Genomic DNA, 18658 nt, shown 5'->3' with positions numbered 1-18658 from the left:
TCATATATAAAATTAATCAATAAAATTTTCTTGCACATTCTTATTAAATAATAGAGAAACTTATAAATAATCAAGACTAATATAGACGGGGATAAAAATGTCGAAAGTTGAAGTGAGTATTAATGGAAAACAAATAGATTTGAATCCTTTTGTCGAGGAATTAATAGCTAATATTGTAAAAGGCATGATTTCTCCTTTGAAAGGCTATCATAAAGGAAAAATAAAAATTGAAGTAGAGGATTAAAATGGTATCTACATTAATAGTTTATTATTCTAAATCTGGCAACACCAAAGAAATGGCAAATATGCTAGCAACATTTTTGAGAGATGAAAAAATAGATGTTGAAGTCAGAGATGTGCTTGAAACATCACCAGATTATTTACTAGATTACGATGGCATTATACTTGGGTCTCCAACTTACTATGGGGATATGGCAGCCGAGATGAAGGAACTAATAGATAGAAGTGTAAAATACCATGGTGAGCTTTCTGGAAAACTTGGAGGAGCCTTTACTACAAGTGCATATATCGGTGGGGGAAATGAAACAACACTTCTCTCAATCCTCAAAGCAATGATGATTCACGGAATGGTTATTGTAGGAATTCACAACGCTGACCATTATGGTCCAGTGGCAATAGGTGCTCCAGATGACAGAGCAGAAAAACAATGCAGAATTTATGCTAGAAAATTTGCAGACACCCTAAAAAGTCTTAAAGGCTTTGATATAGTTGAGTAACTATGGATGTACCAGATAACTACGGTGGGATTGAAGAGAACTACTCAAAGTATGAGGATTCATATTTCGCTGTTTTACCTGTACCTTTAGAAAAGACAGTTTCATATAAAGGCGGCACTTCTTTAGGCCCTAAAGCAATAATCAATGCCAGTCAAAACATGGAACTCTTTGATGAAGAGTTTTTTGTTTCTCCCTGTACAATGGGTATCCACACAAAAAATGAAGTTAATTGTAATCAAGCAATGGAAAAGGTGATGCTTGAAATTGAAGAAGAGTCATTCAAGATTCTAAAAGATAAAAAATTTCTCTGTGTTCTCGGGGGGGAACATTCAGTTTCTCAAGCTCCAGTAAAAGCTGCAAAAAGAATGTACAAAGATATCTCTGTTTTACAGTTTGATGCACATTTAGATCTAAGGGATGCATACCTTGGGGATAAATATAGCCACGCCTCGGTAATGTCAAGGGTGGAAGAAGATGCCCCAATTGTTCAAGTTGGCATAAGAAGCTTCTCAGAAGAAGAGTATGAAAAAATTAAAGATGGGAACTACAATATCTTCTATGCAAAAGATATACACGATAACAAAAATTGGTTTAACAGAGCTATTGAAAAATTATCCGATAATGTTTACATAACTTTCGATATCGATGCATTTGATCCATCAATTATTCCTGGAACAGGGACGCCTGAACCCGGAGGCCTTTCATGGTACCTTGCATGTGACTTCTTAAAAGAAGTATTTTTCAAGAGAAATGTGGTGGCTGTGGACATTGTCGAAGTTGCGCCTCAAGAATCGTCTTCAGTTTCTGAATTTGTTGCAAGCAAACTTCTATACAAAATGATGACATACAAGTACATAAAAATAACATAATAATTCGGCCTAAAAATAGAAATCAAGGCTTGAATTTGGCAATAAAATGCAAAATCATTTATTTAGTATATTATTTTTTATTTATTTTAATGTTATTTTTTGTAGTTTGCACTTAAAACAAACAAAAGATTTTTAAATCAGTTTTTAATCTCTTAAAACAACTACCCTATAGAGGTAAGAGAATATTTTGGAGGAAAATAAATGTTGAACTTAGAGTCTTTAATATCAATTCTTGAAGCTTGTAAAAAAAACAATATCGCAGAGTTGGTAGTCAGAAAGGATTCCGTTGAGATTAGAACTGTTGTTGCCGGTGGAAGTGCCGCTGTTCATGCTGCTCAGCCTCAAATTTCTATCCCTGCTGCAATGACGTCTGCAGGAACTGTTGAAGAAACGTCAGCACCTGTTGCAAAGGAAGCACCAAAGGCAGCTGCATCTTCAAACATGATAGAACTTACAGCCCCAACACCAGGAGTATCTTATGTATCTCCCGGAACTACAATTGATAAGAAACCACTTCCAAAGGAAGGGGATATAGTCGAAGCAGGACAAGTTGTAGCACTTGTTGAAGCTATGAAGATGTTTAATGAAGTAACAGCACCAAGAAAAGCAAGAATTGCAGAAATTAAAGTAACAAATGAAACTCTTGTCAAAGTTGGACAGGTACTAATGCTTCTTGAGCCTCTCTAAGCTGGGTACTACCTAATAAGGTGATACTTATGGAAGATGTAAACTACCTAAGGGATATATTCCAAACACCCGGCAAAGTGTCAGGTATACCCCATGACGATAGAATAGAGAGAGCAAAAAAAGGATGGGACAAAAAAGGAGAAGATACAGAAAAAAGGCTTGCCGAAGCAAAGAGATTTGTCAAATCAGGTACAAAAATCATTGATCCGGCCGATGCTGTAGCTCTTTTGGAAACTGTCATTAAACCAGGCGACAGAGTTGCAATAGAAGGGGACAATCAGAAGCAGGCTAATTTTTTAGCAAAAGCTTTTGCAAAGGTAAGTCCTTCAAAAGTAAATAATATTCACATGGTACAATCAGTACTTGCTTTACCAGAACATTTAGATGTTTTTGAAAAAGGTATAGCCTCAAAAGTTGATTTTTGTTATTCAGGCCCTGTAGCAACAAGACTTGCAAGTATGGTAATGAATGGGAAGATAACAATTGGTGCAATTCACACATACATGGAATTGTTTGCTAGAACTTATCTTGACCTCACACCAAGAGTATGTCTAGTCGCCGCAAATGCTGCAGACAAGGAAGGAAATCTTTACACAGGATTCAACACAGAAGAAACCCATTCAATAATTGAAGCTACCAAATTTAGAAAAGGTATTGTAATAGTACAGGTCAATGAGATTGTTAACAAGGTACCTCGTGTAGATATACCTGGTGGCTGGGTTGACTTTATTGTACCCACTGAGGACCCATATTATATTGAACCTCTCTTTACACGAGATCCAAGATTAATTACTGAATCTCAGATATTCATAGCTATGATGGCTTTAGTTGGAGTCTACGCAAAATACGAAGTTAAGACTCTAAATCACGGTATAGGTTTTAACACCGCAGCCGTTGAACTTTTACTGCCAACATTTGGGGAAGAGATGGGATTAAAAGGAAAGATTTGTACACACTGGGCATTAAATCCACACCCAACAATGATACCTGCTATAGAATCAGGATGGGCTGAAACCTTCATGCCATTCGGTAGTGAAGTTGGAATGGAGAAATATATTATGGCAAGACCAGATATATTCCCAATAGGTCCTGATGGAACAATGAGATCAAACAGAGTAATGTCCCAGGCCGCTGGTCATTATGCTGTAGATGCATTCTTTGGTTCAACTCTTCAAATTGACCAATTTGGTAACAGTGCCGCTGCAACTGCTGGAAGAATTCCAGGTTTTGGTGGGGCGCCTAACATGGCATGTAACGCACCCGGTAGAAGACACCCGTCAAAAGGATGGCTTATGGCTTCAAAAGAAGATGGTATGAGAGAATCATTGATTGGGCCAATATACAGAGGAAGAAAACTAGTAGTCCAAATGGTTGAAACATTTGGAGAAGGAATGGCTCCAGTATTCTTAGAAAAACTAGACGCGTTCAAACTACAAGCCCAGGCCAAATTCGAGATACCCCCTATCATGATTTACGGTGACGATATAACACATATAGTTACAGAAGAAGGAATCGCATACATCCACAAATGTAAATCATTAAAGGAAAGAATGGACGCAATTAAGGCAGTAGCAGGATACACGCCTCTAGGACTTGCAGCTGATGATTCACAGACTAAGAAATTAAGGAAGGCCGGAGTAGTTATGCTTCCTGAAGATTTAGACCTATCATTTAATGACGCTAAAAGATCAAAACTTGCTGCAAAGAGCATGAGTGAACTTGTAGAATGGTCTGGAGGTTTATACGAACCACCAGTCAAATTTAGAAATTGGTAAGGAGGATTAATATGTTTAAGAAAGTTCTTGTTGCAAATAGAGGAGAAATTGCTGTAAGGATAATCAGGGCATGCAAGGAAATGGGAATAAAATCAGTTGCTGTTTACTCTGACGCTGATAAAGATGCTCTTCATGTTACACTCGCAGATGAAGCAGTCAATATTGGACCTGCCGCATCAATTAAGAGTTACTTGAACATGATGAATATCATTAACGCCGCAATTGTCACGGGCGCAGAAGGTATTCACCCAGGTTACGGATTTCTTGCAGAAAACTCTAGATTTTCAAAGCTTTGTAAAGCTAATGGAATTAAATTCATAGGCCCCAGTGCAGAATCAATTGACGCAATGGGAGACAAAGCAACAGCTAAAGATACCATGAAGAAAGGTGGTGTTCCAGTAACACCCGGTTCTGATGGAATTATAAAAACAATCGAGGAAGCCGATAAACTCATAAAGAAGATCGGAGTCCCTGTAATCTGCAAAGCCTCAGCAGGCGGCGGTGGAAAGGGAATGAGACTTGTCAAGTCCGAAAAAGAGCTAGAATCTGCTTTGAGATCTTGTCAAGCCGAAGCACAGGCAGCCTTTGGGAACCCTGATGTATACATCGAAAAGTACATAGAACAACCAAGACACGTTGAGATTCAGATTATTGCTGACCAATATGGAAATGCAATATACCTTGGAGAAAGGGACTGCTCTATCCAGAGAAGACATCAGAAACTTGTCGAAGAAGGACCTTCACCTGCTATATCCCCTGAAATAAGGAAGAAGATGGGGGAGGCAGCAGTCAAGGCGGCACTTGCTGCAAACTATGAAGGTGCCGGAACAGTAGAATTTTTGTTTAACGATAAGGAAAACGATTTCTACTTCATGGAGATGAACACAAGGGTCCAGGTAGAACACTGTGTGTCTGAAATGATAACAAACATCGATATCGTAAAGACTGGTATAAAAGTAGCAGCTGGAGAAAAATTACCATACACACAGAAAGACATTCAGATTAGAGGTCATGCAATTGAATGCAGAATTAACGCTGAAGATCCAAACACATTCGTTCCATCCCCTGGTGAAATTTCAAAACTTATCCTTCCGGGAGGGCCTTTTGTTAGAGTCGATACAGCATGTTACCAAGGGTACCAGATACCACCATATTATGACTCTCTTATCGCAAAATTGATTGTATGGGGAGAAGACAGAAACGAGGCAATTGACAGAATGTACAGGGCACTTGACGAATTTATGGTAGATGGTATTAAAACAACAATTCCATTCCACAAAAAAGTCATGAAAAACCAGATATTCAGAGGAGGAGTTTTCCACACCGACTTTATTGAAAAACACATGGACAAGTCAAAGAATGGAGGGGACTAAATGGCATTAACTGAATTAAACTATGAATTTAAGCCTGAAACCCCTAAAACAATAAAGGACGAATGGTCCCACATTGGTGTTGTAGCCAGTGGAGATCTTGAAGTCTTGATTGAAAAGGAAAACGCTCTGAAAGGAAAAATTAAAATACACATTTTAACAACAGTCGTCGGTTTTGATGACGTCTGGGAAACAGTCGTTAAGAAATTCATTGATAAAACTGGACTCTCAGGAGTCAAAGTCAACATAAATGACAACGCAGCAACCCCCGCAGTAGTTATTAGAAGACTTCAGCAGGCAGTAGATAATGGAGGAGGTCTCCAATAAGGTGATATTATGAAAATAAATTGGGAAGATCTTCAGAGTAAGAGCTTTTACCAAGCAACCGCTAGGGAAAGAGCTTACGGAATGGTAGATAAAGACACTTTCAAGGAATTTCTAGGTCCAAGAGATAAAATGACAAGTCCACACTTATTGATTCTTGGAGAGGCTGTTGAATTCGACGATGGGATTACTGTGGGCGTTGGTAAGATAAAGAAACACCCAGTATTTGTAATATCCCAAGAAGGAAAGTTCGTTGGTGGAGCACTTGGTGAAGTTAACGGAGCTAAGATGGCCTACACAATGAAACTCGCCTTAAAGACTTATGAAAAGATGAAGGAAAAATACGGCTCAGTACCAGACGACAGAAAACCAATATGCATAGTCTCATTTGACTCTGGAGGAGTAAGACTCCACGAAGCAAACGCTGGACTTTTAATGCACTCTGAATCAATGGAAACAATTTGGGAACTTCAAAACAAGGTACCCTATATTGCAATAACAGGCAGCACAATAGGTGCATATGGTGCACAGGGATTCGTCTGTTTAAGTGCAGATGTTGTCATCGCAAACGACTTTGGAAGAATTGGACTTACTGGTCCTGAAGTTATCCAGCAGGAAGTAGGAAAGGATGAATTTGACGCATCCGACAGAGCCCTCATATGGAGGACAATGGGCGCAAGGTCAAAATACATCCTAGGAGATGTTGACTACTTAATAAAAGATACAATTGGTACATTCAGAGACACAATTGTCAACATTGTCGATGAACCTATGAGTAAGATTTCTAAGACAAGAAAAGTTGGTTCACCACAGCTTGTTGAAGAAAATCTTGAAGTAGTGAAACTAGCTGCTGAAAAGAAAATAAAGGACTCAAAGGACCTCTGGAAAATTTATGGAAACGAAAACGTTGACCAGATCCCAGAGATGCCCCAGGAAAAGTTTCTTTCAGTTGTAAAAAGAAGGCCAAGGAGGATTTAAATGGTAACATCACTAATCGGAAAGACAGAAGAAGCAATCCAGATGATATTTGACAAGGATTCATTCCAAGAAAATGTTATTGGAACTACTCATCTAGATGCAGAGCTTGCACCTCCAGTAATGGTGGGCCAGGCAATGCTAGACGGAGAAGTATGCTCAGTTCTCGCAAATAACTCAAGGAGACCAAATCCCAGATTTAGAGTTGTTTACAGCGGAATCTTAGGAATGGAAGAAGCTTACAAATTCTCTCAGGCAATGTACGCTACAATAAATGCAGACAAGGACAGGCCAAAAGACAAGAAGAGGCCAATTATTCTATTAATAGACACTCCAGGAAACAGTCCAGGAAAAATAGAGGAAATTGTCGGAATGACAAAAGGAACAGCTTCCTACCAGTTTGCTATTGAAGATGCAAGATTGGCAGGACATCCTGTAATTGGAATGATTATAGGAAGAGCGGTAAGTGGTGGATTCTTATGTCACGGACTTCTTTCAGACAGAATTCTTGCACTCCCAAAAGAATATGGAACAATTGTTCACGTCATGCCTACAACAAGTATAGCTGTTATTACAAAGATACCCCTAGAGCGGCTAAACGAGCTTGTCAAGACAAATCCAGTATTTGCTTCAGGAGCTGAATTCTTCTATGACCTTGGTGGAATAGACGACATGGTAAAGAAACCTGAGGACATGAGAGCTACTATCATCAAGACAGTAAAGGAAATTAGAGAGCTTAAAAAGCAGGGTAAGGAAGACCAGCTTGGAATTTGGCACAGAGGAGAAGTCGGTGCACAGAGAGGCGGCAGAACAAAAAGAATGGAAGCCATCAAGAAGATGCAAGAAGAATACGAAAAGCTCCTACCTGAGCTATTATAATAATTTCCTTTATTTTAAATTTTTTTATTTTGAGGAATTAAAATGGAAAAAAAAACAAATCCTTATTTTGAGGAATTAAAAGATAGTGTTGAAACTTTTTCTACAGTTCCTTCTTTTGATGAAATGAAACATAGGACTCTTGCTGATAAGGGCATAAATGGCCCAACTGCAGCACACGTTATAGAAGAGGTACATACGCCTCTAAACTACGCATACATAACCTTCACAACAGGAACAACTGCTTGGCAGAATCTAGTTGGCATAACGCCAAATGAAAAAGAATACCGAAAAAATGTAGGTAAAAATGCATTAAAGATGGCAGGAGTAAAAGAAGGCCACAAAGCGATGTTTTGTTATCCACCTCTACTAAATGCAATAACAAGAAACGCATTGGAAGAGCTGGGTGTGACATGGACATTTCTCACTAAATCATCCAGAGATTCTTTTCTAATGGATCTATATTACAAGGAGCCAAATGTAATTTTTGGTGAATCATCATTTCTAAAAGCTTCATTACAAGACGCTATAAAATTAAATGTTGCAGAAGACCTCCCAAAAGTGGATATAGTAAACTGCATAGGCACACCTTTGGATTTAGAGGCTGCTGATCTAATACATGACATTCTCGGTGCCAGAGTCAATGATATATACGGTACCCAAGAATTTGGGTGGATAACAATGAATGGAAATCCTGTGAGGGAAGACATTGCATTTGTAAGATCTGATGTGGGGCATGATTTCAAAGAAGCAGTAGTGGGCGGACTTCCCACAGGGGATAGTTTTCCTGTAGTTGAATCTGGTCATGCGCTTGACAAAAATGGGAAGATAATCACCTATATGAGAGCTAGAACCCAACCTGATTATGAAATTTACGTTAGAGAAACAACACTAAATGCGAAACAAACAATTGAAAGGGCATGCCGAAGCATTTTGAGAATAAAATCCAAGGTAGCAAAAGTCCCCGAGGATGTTATCTTAAACTCCAATAGGACAGTCCTAGAACTTAAACCTTCAATAATCCCGAAAGGTTATGAAGAGAACAACGAGCCAGTAATCATAGAAGGGCCTGTTAAGACAAAGATGTTTGACCTACTTGTTCAGGCACAGCTTGACTACCAAACTTTAAGCGTTAAGGATCCATGCTGGGTCAAGGATAGGTAAATCCAAACATGATTTTTCATAGGCATGATCTGGTGTTTTCCGACTGGAAACAGATAGATACCTCAACAATTCAAAATGAGGAGTTTAAAAAACTTATACTTCAGAATATCCTCCCTGGAATTGTAAGGCGAGAAGAGATTGATGTCACTCAAGGAGATAACTACTATTCTGAAAAAGAAACGGTCTTCATTGGCTTTGTTTATCCCTATACAGAAAATGGGAGAAGGCTTAGATTCGGATCATCTGTTTCTGGAAATAAAATTACAAAGCTAGTAACTCCCTATGAAATTACAAATTTCAAATTTCAATCAAGAACACCTGCACTGTCCGCATTATACCACGTAAAAAATGAATTTAAGGTAGGTGTTTGGGGTTCAACATCCCTTGAAATTATCACGGGATTACCTTACACCCATGACAAGTCCGACTTGGATCTAATTGTAAAAAACTGCGCTCCAGATGAGCTTATTGGTCTCTTAGCTTTGTGCAACGAGATTGAGTCTAAAATGAGGATTAAGATTGATGTTGAAATTCATCTTAGGTCCGGTTATGGCATAAACCTTAAAGAGTATGCATCTGAAAGCGATACACTGCTTGGGAAAGGATTAAGAGACGTTATATTGATAGATAGAGAGAGCATAGAGGCATATTTATGAAAAAAGTAGACTTACTGGGGGAACTTGCAACTAGGAGCATCCTTTTAGAGGTATCTACGCACCCAAAACCCGGTCTTGTTACACCTTTTTCGTCAGGGGCTCACAGGGACATGGACTTTACACTTTTCTTGAAGAGCACAGCTGTACTGAGCCAGGGCTTTAAGGAGGTATCCCACTTTGGTTATAATTATAAAGGGGATATACAGAAGATGCTTCCACCTTTAAGAAAACTAGGGCTGGAAGTTGAAGAGAGGATGTTTGAAGTAACAAACGGCGTCAACACTCAAAAAGGCCTCATATTCCTTTTTTATCTGATACTTGGCGCATCGGGCCATTTATTGAACAAAAGGAGACTCTCCCCAAAAAATGTTTCATCTTCAGTTTCAAAGATAACTTCCGGAATAACTGAAAAAGAACTTGGATCAATCAAGAAAGGTAAAAAAACTCTTTCAAAGGGCGAAAATACATTTGTCAAACATGGCATCGCAGGTATTAGGGGGGAAGTAGAAAAAGGACTCCCAACAGTTATGGAACTTGGCCTGCCCGAATTCAAAAAAGTGTATGAGAAAACTCAAGACTTAAACAAGTCTTCACTTCACGCACTTATTGCCATAATGTCAAAAGCTGAAGACACAAACATTATCTCAAGAAACGGCATCGAAGCATACTATGATATCCAGAAAAAAGCAGATGAAATAGTAAAGGTGGGCGGAGTTTTAACGACTACTGGGATGTCAAAGATATTAGATCTTGAAATGGATTTTCTCAAAAAAAATATTAGCCCAGGCGGCGCCGCAGACCTATTGAGCGCAACATTATTCTTTTACTTCCTTAGTAAAGAGATGTGAGGGACAAATATGGAATTAACACCCCTTCAGACTTTTATTATTGCACTTGTATTTAGGATATCAATACCTATAGTACTATTTGTCGGGATAATCTATTTTTATAAAAAGAAAGGTAAAAAGCAGAGATGATTTAATTCCAAAACTCTTCTATTATAAGTGATGCAAGAAAGCACAATCCAGAATTCTTCATGCCCCAATAACGCTCTATATTAGGTCTTGCGACATCTAAGAGGTTTTTCAACTCCTCATTAATCAATTCATACTCGCTACTTGTAAGTTGCACGATGGATATACGTTTTCCTAGAAACTCCATAATTTTTCCTGCTTCTATCTGATCTTCTATCTCCTTAATTGAGATCTGGTACTCTGATGAATCTATAGCGCATATAATCTCAAAAAGCAGATTCTTTATGGCGTCGCGAGGTATATCTTTATTCATATTAGTCAATCTTAATTCTAATAATAGTTTATTAATCTTATGTCTTGATTAGGCTATATGAGAAATCATTATATATCACAACCGATATTATTTTTCGTGACCAGAAATAAAATTATCTTTCCAATAGTTTTTCTTGTTTTATTAGTTTCTGCTTGTTGTTTATACATAGAAGAAACAAAACCTGCCCCAGTTGAAAATGGAAATTCTCAGTCAAGTTACACAGACAAGGAGATTGAATACTTCAAAGAAATTGCGCTAGGAACTGAGTATGGTAACAATATACAGGTTATAAGAAAATGGGATTCTGATATAAGGATAAAAATCAATGGAAGTCCAAATGAAATGGATATCCAGGCCTTGAATCAAGTAGTATCAGAGATCAATGAAATTATTGGTGATAAGATAAACCTATCTATCGTTAGCACGAATCAAAATATCGATATTAACTTTGTTCCATTATCCGATTTTTCTATCTGTAATGCAGCTCCTGGAAACTATGGGTATTTTAACTGTAAATGGAGGAATAATGTGATTTACGAATGTGATATCTGCATTGCTAATGAGAATACCCTCCTTCAGGAAGAAAGGTCTCATATGATAAGAGAGGAACTAACTCAGTCTCTAGGGTTAATGAGGGATTCCTTGAAATACCGTGACAGCATATTTTACGAGGGGTGGACTCAAACTCAGAGATACTCTGAAATTGATAGAAAGATGATTGAGATATTATACTCTGGAAGTATAAGGCCCGGCATGGGAAAGGAAGAAATCGAGTTAATATTAAAAAAATAAAATTGGATCCCTAATTCAAGTTATTCTGAAATAACCTAATAGAAACTATTTTAAGTCTTTCATTTATACTCAAAGTATGAACTACAAACTACTATTGGGATGTCTTTGCATTGGATCAGGCTTATCTACACTTTATTACAGATTTACAAATGCTTTGTATTTTGAATTTTTAGATATAGTAATTTTGGCTCTATCATTTGTTGCTGGAATATACTTTATCTCAAAAGGACGAGAAGAGTCAAAGAAATTAAAAGAATAAAAATTCTCATATAAGATGGGATTATTTGAAGATATTTGGATTCAAATAGACTAAGCTATATATAATTGTTATCCTCAACAATGTGGGTGTAAAAATGTTTGGCACATTTGCAATAGGTGGAATGTGGAACGTAGGCATAATAGGCTTAGTTGTTCTAGTATTGTTAGACGCCCTGTTCCTTTGGATAGGGGCTAAATTTGCAGGAATTGACGATTCTTCATACTGGAAAGCAATTCTCGGTGTTGTTGTATTAATAGCATTGAGCGCTATATTGGGATCATTTTTCGGATCTTTAGGGATTATCGGGACAATTATTAGTTTCGTTGTAGCTCTATGGGTCGTAAAATCCATCTACGAAACATCGTGGTTAAAGGCCTTTTTAGCACTAATACTTGCATACATAGCCTTTATGGTACTTGCAGCTATATTTTCAAATCTAGCAATTTTTTAAAAAATTTTTATTTTTTAGAATAAGTGGAGGGAGTGGGATTCGAACCCACGAACACCTACATGACAGGACTCTGAATCCTGCGCCTTTGGCCAAGCTCGGCAATCCCTCCTTACTATATCATTTTTGTTTGAGAATCAGAGTGTTTTAGTCTCTCAACTTCATTCCAGAGCTTTTGTTCCTCTTCACCACTTGGTTTATAGTTAATTCCATGTGGCATGGACTTTCCTTTCTCATCAACTGTGACAAAAGTTACAAATCCATCAACAAGTTGCTCTTTTGTGAGTCTTTTGTATATCTTTGTGTATATGGTCAAGCTTGTTTTTCCAACATGCGCTAAAACTGATTCAATCTGGACGATATCTCCATTGTTTCCTGGTCTAATAAATTTCATACCATGGACCTTGATACAGACAATTTTTGTAGGATCCCCATAAACTCTAGAAGCTTCGATAAAAGCCCCCTCAACAAACCACATTGAAGTCACACCGGCAAAAAGAGTTCCGTGATGATTCAAATTCTCAGGTCTAACAAGTTTTGATATTGTAGTAAAATTTGAAGTGCCCATAAAATCAACCTTAAAGTGGGGACACAGGGATTTGAACCCTGATCCATGGATTTCCCCATCAAACTCCAGAATTTCTTCATCGGCATTACGCCATCAGTATTCTCTTTCATCCGGAAAGGATTCTGGAGTCCATGATGATGGCCTGATTACACCATGTCCCCTTTGCGAAGCCGGGGGAGGGAGTTGAACCCTCGTGATCGGATCTGCAGTCCGAGGCCGAGCCTCTCGACAACCCCGGCTTAATCAAAATAGCCTTTAAGTATTTTATAAAACTTTCGTTAAATACTTTGATGGCGAAGAAATGAACTCTTTCAACGAAACTTTGCTCTCTTCCCCGGATTTTAAGTCGCGCAACGTTACATTGCCCTCTTTTAGATCCCTTTCACCTATAATCAAAAGAGATTTTGCACCTAATTTGTTTGCAAACTTCATCTGATTTGAAAGATTTCTACCCATGATGTCAAAATCAACTTTAAATCCATTATTTCTCAAACTGGTTAATGCCTTTGAAACTTCCTTTTCAACATCACCAATAGTTGCAATGAAGAGATCAATCTCAACCTTTTCTTCTGGCCATATGTTTTTTCTCCTCATCATGAGTTCTAGGACAGCATCGCCCATCCCAAATCCAACGGCAGATATATGTTCTCCTCCAAAAAGTTCTGCAAGATTGTCATATCGGCCGCCACCAAAGAGTGCTCTAAATTCCCTTTTCCTATCGTGGACCTCAAAAACCATGCCTGTGTAGTAGTCAAGCCCTCTCACAATTGATGGGTCAAAGGTAATAAATTTTTCATAGCCTCTATCATTTAGATTTTGAGCGATCTTCTTTAGCGAATCAATGACCTTGGATATACCTTCTCCTTGGTAGGCCCCAGATAGACCTTCAATAGATTTAAGCAAGCCCCCCTTTGAATTAAGAAAAACTTCTATTTCTTTTATCTGATTATCATCTAAACCGATACCCAAGAGCATTTCCTTAAAGTCTCTTTCAGTTATCTTTTCTCTCTTGTCAATAATTTTAAGAACATCATGGTAATTTTTTATTCCAAGATCTAATAGAAATTCCTGAAGCATGCGCCTGTCCGATATCCTGACTTCTATGTCTGATTCATCAAAACCTAGGTCGCAAAGTAGTTTTATGGCACACGATATAACTTCAGTGTCAGCCCTTGGGTCTTCAGAGCCGAATATATCAATATTGAGCTGGTAGAACTCACGTAATCTACCACTCTGGGGCCTTTCATACCTCCATAGTCTTGGTATTGAATACCATTTCACTGGAAATGAAAGCTCCTTTGCCCTAGATACTAATACCCTGACAACTGAAGGAGTAAGCTCTGGGCGCAAAGAGATCATCCTGCCACCTTTATCCTCAAAGGCATAAAGCTCTTCAATGATCTCTTCACCGCTTTTTATGGAATAAAGATCAAATAGTTCGATTGCTGGCGTATCTGTTTCAAAAAATCCAAATTCTTCGACACTTTTTTTTATCGATGAAAATACTTTCTTTCTTGCAGCCATTTCATTTGGAAGAAAGTCCCTTGTACCCCTCAAGCGTTCGAACATCTTTGCACCCAGATTAAAAAATTCAAAGCAGTTTGCTGATTGATTTCCCTTGCTCTATAGCTTCCCTGATTATTGCCTCCCTTTTAAGAGTTTCTTCAGCAATATGGATGATTTCTTCAATCTTATCTTTTGGAATAACAACGACGCCATCGTCGTCCCCAACTATCCAGTCCCCTGGATTTACTATGACTCCACCGCAGACTACTGGGGCATTAATTTCCCCAAGTCTCGTTGCAGTACCAGCTCTTGTGACTATCCCGCGGCAGAATACGGGTAGACCTTCTCCCCTTATACTCTTGACATCTCTTATTGCTCCATCCACAACAACGCCAGCTACCTTTTTTAGTTTGGCCTGCATTGCCATAAGATCACCGAAAAGAGAAAATTTGGTGATCCCTCCTCCATCAATCACCAAAACTTCCCCTTCTGAAATATCCTCAAGAGCCTTTAGAGCTGTAAGCATATCGCCAGGACAGCATTTTGCGGTAAAGGCAGGTCCACAGACGAAATCGCCTTGTTTTATAGGCTTTATAGATTCATCAACCGAACCTCTTTTTCTCAGGGCATCATTGATAGAAGCAGCATCTAAAGTTCTAAGTTTTTTCTCTATCTCTCCCCTTTTCGTAAATATCTACCCCCTATCCCATATTATTTTATCCTTTTTCAATTCTTCTATCCTTTCCTTGGAGTATCCCAAAACATTAGTTAATACTTCGTCAGTATGTTCTCCTAGTGCAGGTGGGCGCAAATGACTTTTACATGGAGTAAGTGACAAACTCAAAGGAGAATTAGATGTAACCATCTTTCCTGCAATTGGATGGTCAAATTCAAAAAGCATATTCCTATATTTTGTATTTGGATCATTAAGGACCTTGTCAACTGTATTAACAGGTCCGCATGGAACGCCCGCATCATTTATTATTCTTACCAAATCTTCAGTTGTATGATTTTGTGTCCAATCTTCAATTATCTTTTTTAATTCTGCCTCATTTTTGGTCCTCAACTCATTATTTTTGAACCTTTCAGCCATAATTAAGAGATTAAATTCCGGAATATTGCTGCAAAACATCTCCCACAAATGGTCATTTCCTATACCTATGACAATGTACCCGTCAAGAGCTTTGAATACATCAAAAGGGGTAAGACTTGGATGTCTTGATCCAATTCTCTGGGGTATCTCTTCAGAAACAGTATATCTGACTACAGCATTTTCCAAAATTGCAATAATGCAATCTACCATAGCGGTGTCTATATACTGTGCTTGTCCAGTTTTCTCTTTAACTCTTAAAGCCCCTAAAATTCCAATCGCGGAGAACATGCCTGACATTATATCTGCAATTGATGATCCCACTCTTGTAGGGGGATTATCTGGAAAACCTGTTATGCCCATCAATCCTCCATAAGCCTGTGCTATAATGTCATATCCAGGCCTTCCAGGGTATACAGAATCATTTCCAAATTGAGAGATTGTAGCGTAAATTATATTAGGATTTATTTTTTTGATATTTTCATATGAAAATCCAAGCTTTTCCATTGTCCCAGGTCTGAAATTTTCCGTTACAACGTCACATATTTTAATAAATTCTCTAAGTATTTCCTTACCTTTTTCTTCTTTAAGATTCAATACGACACTTTTTTTGTTTCTGTTGACGCTCATAAAATAAGCGCTTTCTCCATTTTTATATGGTCCAAATTTTCTTGAATCTTCTCCGTCACTCTTTTCTATTTTTATAATTTCAGCCCCTAGATCGCCTAAGATCATAGTGCAGTATGGCATCGCAAGCACATGGCTTAAATCCAGTATCTTTACTCCTTCTAATGGCCTCATTTATCCACCTCACTAAAATTAAATAATGAAATTATCACAACAATTTCCTCAACAGATGGATTGCCATCTATCTCAATCGAGCGACATTTGTCCTTTTCTTCTTTTTTTTCGTCTATTATGATATCAGTTACCATATTAATAAACTTTTCCCATTTTATTTTGTATCTATCACAAAGAGAAGTTCGCCCTTTTCAACAATCATCCCTTCATAAACTGGTATCCTTGATAGTAACCCTGCCTCCGGAGCATAAATTTCTGTCTCCATCTTCATTGCTATTAATGTCATTATCGGGTCTCCTTTTACCACCCTTTCTCCGGCTTTCTTCGATAATTTGAGTACAATACCTCCTATTATCGAATCAACATAAATAATATCATTTTCTTTTCTGTATTGGCTATCATCTTTCTTTTTCTGTATCTTCTTTAAAATAGAGATTTCATAGATGAATTCATCATAAAATACCTGATACTCTCCATCAGATACTTTTTTCAATTTAATCTGATGTTCTTTATCATTAACTTTTATTTTGAATTCATCCATGAAAATCAAGCGAGAGAAGCTATCAAGACTCCAGCGGCAACAGCGGTACCGATGACTCCTGCAACATTAGGGCCCATTGCATGCATTAGAAGGTGATTCTGTGGGTCTTCCTTTAATCCCATTTTCTGTACAACCCTCGCAGACATTGGAACTGCTGAAACACCGGCAGCACCTATCATAGGATTAATCTTCTCCTTTAGGAATAGATTCATTATCTTTGCAACTATAACTCCACCACATGCAGCAGTAAAGAATGCCACTACTCCCAAAATCATGATCTTCATTGTTTGTAGATTAAGGAAGTTGGCCGCATCCATAGTACTACCAACTGAAAGTCCAAGGATAATTGTCACAATGTTCAAAAGCTCCTCACTAGCACCTTTGGCAAGCCTTTGTGTAACACCTGTCTCCCTGAAAAGATTTCCAACAAAAAGAAGTCCTACTAATGGGATAGCCTTAGGTACTAATAATCCAGTTACAATTGCAGCTATGATTGGGAATGCAACTTTTTCTTTCTGTGAAACTACTCTCATCTGTACCATTTTAATTTTTCTTTCAGCTTTTGTAGTTGTAAGCATAATTGCAGGCGGTAGTATTAACGGCACTAACGACATGTAGGAGTATGCAGCTACTGCAGTAGCACCTAATAATTCAGGAGCTAGAACTGTAGTGACATAAATTGTAGTTGGTCCATCCGCTCCTCCGATTATTCCGATAGAGGCAGCTTGTTGTGGAGTAAATCCAAGTATAATTGAACCTACAAGCGCAATAAATACTCCAATCTGAGCAGCAGCACCAAGTATGAATGTTTTTGGATTTGCTAACAACGGCCCAAAATCTGTCAGAGCACCAATCCCCATGAATATTAGACAAGGGACAATTTCATTAGCTATCAGATACTTTAAGAAAATACCAAATACCCCACCAATTGCATTAGGGTCAGAGATACCAGTTAATGGTATATTAGAAAGAATTGCCCCAAAACCAATTGGCACTAACAATAGCGGCTCAAATCCCTTGTAGATTGCGAGGTATATAAGTATGAAACCTACCACTATCATCGCAACATTACCGGCAGATAAATCAAAAATCCCGCTTGTTGTTTTGAATATTTCAATAAAGGACGATATTAAGTCGACCATATTATCACTTATCCTATTGTGAAGAGGGTATCACCAGTGTTTATAGTCTGTCCTGGTTTCACTGAAATGTTACCTATTACCCCATCTGATGGAGAGGAGATCTCATTTTCCATTTTCATTGCTTCGAGTATCAATACTACGTCCCCAACTGAAACTTTGTCCCCTGGATTCTTTTTTATTGATAGAACTGTTCCTGACATGACGGCTTTTACAGGCTCACCTTTACCTGAAGACGGTTTTGAAATTGGAGCAGGCGCTTCTCTTTGGGGAGTATAGGATGGAGCTTGGTAAACTTGTTTGGGTGATGATTGTTGTCTAGCAGTTCCCATTAACTCTTGGATATTAACCGTAGACTTCTTATTACCCAACTTGACCTCTAGATTTCCACTTTCAATATTTTCAACTTCTACTTCGTACTCCTTTCCATCTACATTAACTTTGTATTTAGCCATTATAACATCTCCATCTGTTCTCGTCTGCTTAATAATTTCCAGTTATCTATCTTAGAATGCAAATTAATAAGTGAAACTGCATCTTTAGATATATGGAAATAAGCTGCTGTTATCATTGCAGTTAATTCATCATTTGATATTCCTACTTCATCTTCAGTTTGAGTTTCAGTTAGATTAATTTTTTCTTCTTTATTATTTTTCTTTTCTTCCCTATTTTTAATAAATTTACCAAAATAATGTATAACTCCTGATAAAATAATCAAAACCAAAAAAGTTATAGCCATACCAACTATAACTAAGGTCAATCCTAAAGTCAAATAATCCATGTTTACCATTATA

At 37.9% G+C, this 18658-nt stretch carries 25 protein-coding genes and 3 tRNA genes; 15 read left to right on the top strand and 13 right to left on the bottom strand.

Annotated elements, in window-relative coordinates:
• The first annotated feature begins 97 nt into the window (after window positions 1-97).
• The 12 genes from PLI06_05335 (at window position 98) to citG (ending at window position 10281) form a co-directional block, all read left to right on the top strand.
• Entirely contained in the window at window positions 98-244 is a 147-nt protein-coding gene (locus PLI06_05335) for a hypothetical protein (GenBank protein HOI77017.1), read from the top strand.
• 1 nt (window position 245) lies between these two features.
• Complete coding sequence (locus tag PLI06_05330; GenBank protein ID HOI77016.1) at window positions 246-737, top strand: NAD(P)H-dependent oxidoreductase; 492 nt, start codon at window positions 246-248, stop codon at window positions 735-737.
• A gap of 2 nt (window positions 738-739) precedes the next feature.
• Window positions 740-1606 (top strand): agmatinase, encoded by an 867-nt coding sequence (gene speB, locus PLI06_05325; GenBank protein HOI77015.1) that lies wholly within the window; start codon window positions 740-742, stop codon window positions 1604-1606.
• A gap of 201 nt (window positions 1607-1807) precedes the next feature.
• Window positions 1808-2293, top strand: a complete 486-nt coding sequence (locus PLI06_05320) for a hypothetical protein (GenBank protein HOI77014.1) — start codon at window positions 1808-1810, stop codon at window positions 2291-2293.
• A gap of 29 nt (window positions 2294-2322) precedes the next feature.
• Entirely contained in the window at window positions 2323-4068 is a 1746-nt protein-coding gene (mdcA, locus tag PLI06_05315; protein HOI77013.1) for a malonate decarboxylase subunit alpha, read from the top strand.
• An 11-nt stretch (window positions 4069-4079) separates the two neighbouring features.
• The gene (accC, locus tag PLI06_05310) at window positions 4080-5441 is read left to right on the top strand and encodes an acetyl-CoA carboxylase biotin carboxylase subunit (protein ID HOI77012.1); all 1362 of its coding nucleotides are present in this window, start codon (window positions 4080-4082) and stop codon (window positions 5439-5441) included.
• Entirely contained in the window at window positions 5442-5765 is a 324-nt protein-coding gene (gene mdcC, locus PLI06_05305; GenBank protein ID HOI77011.1) for a malonate decarboxylase acyl carrier protein, read from the top strand.
• A gap of 9 nt (window positions 5766-5774) precedes the next feature.
• Window positions 5775-6740: a biotin-independent malonate decarboxylase subunit beta gene (locus tag PLI06_05300; protein HOI77010.1), complete on the top strand. Its 966-nt coding sequence runs from the start codon at window positions 5775-5777 to the stop codon at window positions 6738-6740.
• Window positions 6741-7616 carry a biotin-independent malonate decarboxylase subunit gamma gene (mdcE, locus tag PLI06_05295; GenBank protein HOI77009.1) on the top strand — a complete coding sequence of 292 codons (876 nt, stop codon included), beginning with the start codon at window positions 6741-6743 and terminating at the stop codon, window positions 7614-7616.
• Between the two features lie 42 nt (window positions 7617-7658).
• Window positions 7659-8777: an acyl carrier protein gene (locus PLI06_05290; GenBank protein HOI77008.1), complete on the top strand. Its 1119-nt coding sequence runs from the start codon at window positions 7659-7661 to the stop codon at window positions 8775-8777.
• Window positions 8778-8785: 8 nt separating this feature from the next.
• Window positions 8786-9433 carry a malonate decarboxylase holo-[acyl-carrier-protein] synthase gene (locus PLI06_05285; GenBank protein ID HOI77007.1) on the top strand — a complete coding sequence of 216 codons (648 nt, stop codon included), beginning with the start codon at window positions 8786-8788 and terminating at the stop codon, window positions 9431-9433.
• Window positions 9430-10281 carry a triphosphoribosyl-dephospho-CoA synthase CitG gene (gene citG / locus PLI06_05280; GenBank protein HOI77006.1) on the top strand — a complete coding sequence of 284 codons (852 nt, stop codon included), beginning with the start codon at window positions 9430-9432 and terminating at the stop codon, window positions 10279-10281. The genes PLI06_05285 and citG overlap by 4 nt, the downstream gene beginning before the upstream one ends.
• Window positions 10282-10411: 130 nt before the next feature.
• Here the strand turns inward: citG and PLI06_05275 are convergent, their stop codons facing one another.
• Window positions 10412-10720 (bottom strand): hypothetical protein, encoded by a 309-nt coding sequence (locus PLI06_05275; protein HOI77005.1) that lies wholly within the window; start codon window positions 10718-10720, stop codon window positions 10412-10414.
• A 96-nt stretch (window positions 10721-10816) separates the two neighbouring features.
• On the opposite strand from PLI06_05275, the gene PLI06_05270 reads away from it, so the two are divergent.
• The 3 genes from PLI06_05270 to PLI06_05260 all read left to right on the top strand — a co-directional run bounded on the left by PLI06_05270 (window position 10817) and on the right by PLI06_05260 (window position 12222).
• Complete coding sequence (locus PLI06_05270) at window positions 10817-11512, top strand: DUF2927 domain-containing protein (GenBank protein HOI77004.1); 696 nt, start codon at window positions 10817-10819, stop codon at window positions 11510-11512.
• A gap of 76 nt (window positions 11513-11588) precedes the next feature.
• Window positions 11589-11771, top strand: coding sequence for a hypothetical protein (locus PLI06_05265; protein HOI77003.1), 183 nt, complete (start codon window positions 11589-11591; stop codon window positions 11769-11771).
• 94 nt (window positions 11772-11865) lie between these two features.
• The gene (locus PLI06_05260; GenBank protein ID HOI77002.1) at window positions 11866-12222 is read left to right on the top strand and encodes a hypothetical protein; all 357 of its coding nucleotides are present in this window, start codon (window positions 11866-11868) and stop codon (window positions 12220-12222) included.
• A 24-nt stretch (window positions 12223-12246) separates the two neighbouring features.
• Here the strand turns inward: PLI06_05260 and PLI06_05255 are convergent.
• From PLI06_05255 to PLI06_05200, 12 genes are all read right to left on the bottom strand, one after another.
• Window positions 12247-12331: transfer RNA gene (locus PLI06_05255), tRNA-Leu, on the bottom strand.
• 3 nt (window positions 12332-12334) lie between these two features.
• Window positions 12335-12787 carry a hotdog domain-containing protein gene (locus tag PLI06_05250; GenBank protein HOI77001.1) on the bottom strand — a complete coding sequence of 151 codons (453 nt, stop codon included), beginning with the start codon at window positions 12785-12787 and terminating at the stop codon, window positions 12335-12337.
• A gap of 16 nt (window positions 12788-12803) precedes the next feature.
• A tRNA-Trp gene (locus PLI06_05245) sits at window positions 12804-12948 on the bottom strand.
• Window positions 12949-12955: 7 nt separating this feature from the next.
• A tRNA-Cys gene (locus PLI06_05240) sits at window positions 12956-13026 on the bottom strand.
• Between the two features lie 25 nt (window positions 13027-13051).
• Window positions 13052-14356 carry a histidine--tRNA ligase gene (hisS, locus tag PLI06_05235; GenBank protein ID HOI77000.1) on the bottom strand — a complete coding sequence of 435 codons (1305 nt, stop codon included), beginning with the start codon at window positions 14354-14356 and terminating at the stop codon, window positions 13052-13054.
• 22 nt (window positions 14357-14378) lie between these two features.
• Entirely contained in the window at window positions 14379-14930 is a 552-nt protein-coding gene (locus tag PLI06_05230) for an RraA family protein (GenBank protein ID HOI76999.1), read from the bottom strand.
• Window positions 14931-14987: 57 nt separating this feature from the next.
• Window positions 14988-16184 carry a CaiB/BaiF CoA-transferase family protein gene (locus PLI06_05225; protein ID HOI76998.1) on the bottom strand — a complete coding sequence of 399 codons (1197 nt, stop codon included), beginning with the start codon at window positions 16182-16184 and terminating at the stop codon, window positions 14988-14990.
• Window positions 16181-16318 (bottom strand): hypothetical protein, encoded by a 138-nt coding sequence (locus PLI06_05220; protein HOI76997.1) that lies wholly within the window; start codon window positions 16316-16318, stop codon window positions 16181-16183. The genes PLI06_05225 and PLI06_05220 overlap by 4 nt, the downstream gene beginning before the upstream one ends.
• A gap of 20 nt (window positions 16319-16338) precedes the next feature.
• Window positions 16339-16725: a hypothetical protein gene (locus PLI06_05215; protein ID HOI76996.1), complete on the bottom strand. Its 387-nt coding sequence runs from the start codon at window positions 16723-16725 to the stop codon at window positions 16339-16341.
• A gap of 5 nt (window positions 16726-16730) precedes the next feature.
• Entirely contained in the window at window positions 16731-17867 is a 1137-nt protein-coding gene (locus PLI06_05210; protein ID HOI76995.1) for a sodium ion-translocating decarboxylase subunit beta, read from the bottom strand.
• Window positions 17868-17875: 8 nt separating this feature from the next.
• Window positions 17876-18319 (bottom strand): acetyl-CoA carboxylase biotin carboxyl carrier protein subunit, encoded by a 444-nt coding sequence (locus tag PLI06_05205; protein HOI76994.1) that lies wholly within the window; start codon window positions 18317-18319, stop codon window positions 17876-17878.
• Window positions 18319-18654, bottom strand: a complete 336-nt coding sequence (locus PLI06_05200; protein ID HOI76993.1) for an OadG family protein — start codon at window positions 18652-18654, stop codon at window positions 18319-18321. Before PLI06_05200 ends, PLI06_05205 begins: the two co-directional genes overlap by 1 nt.
• Window positions 18655-18658: the final 4 nt, after the last annotated feature.

The organism is Methanofastidiosum sp. (genome assembly GCA_035362715.1).
GTDB lineage: Archaea > Methanobacteriota_B > Thermococci > Methanofastidiosales > Methanofastidiosaceae > Methanofastidiosum.
The sequence above is the reverse complement of the archived record's forward strand: the minus strand, read 5'-3'. Positions and strand labels throughout refer to the sequence as shown.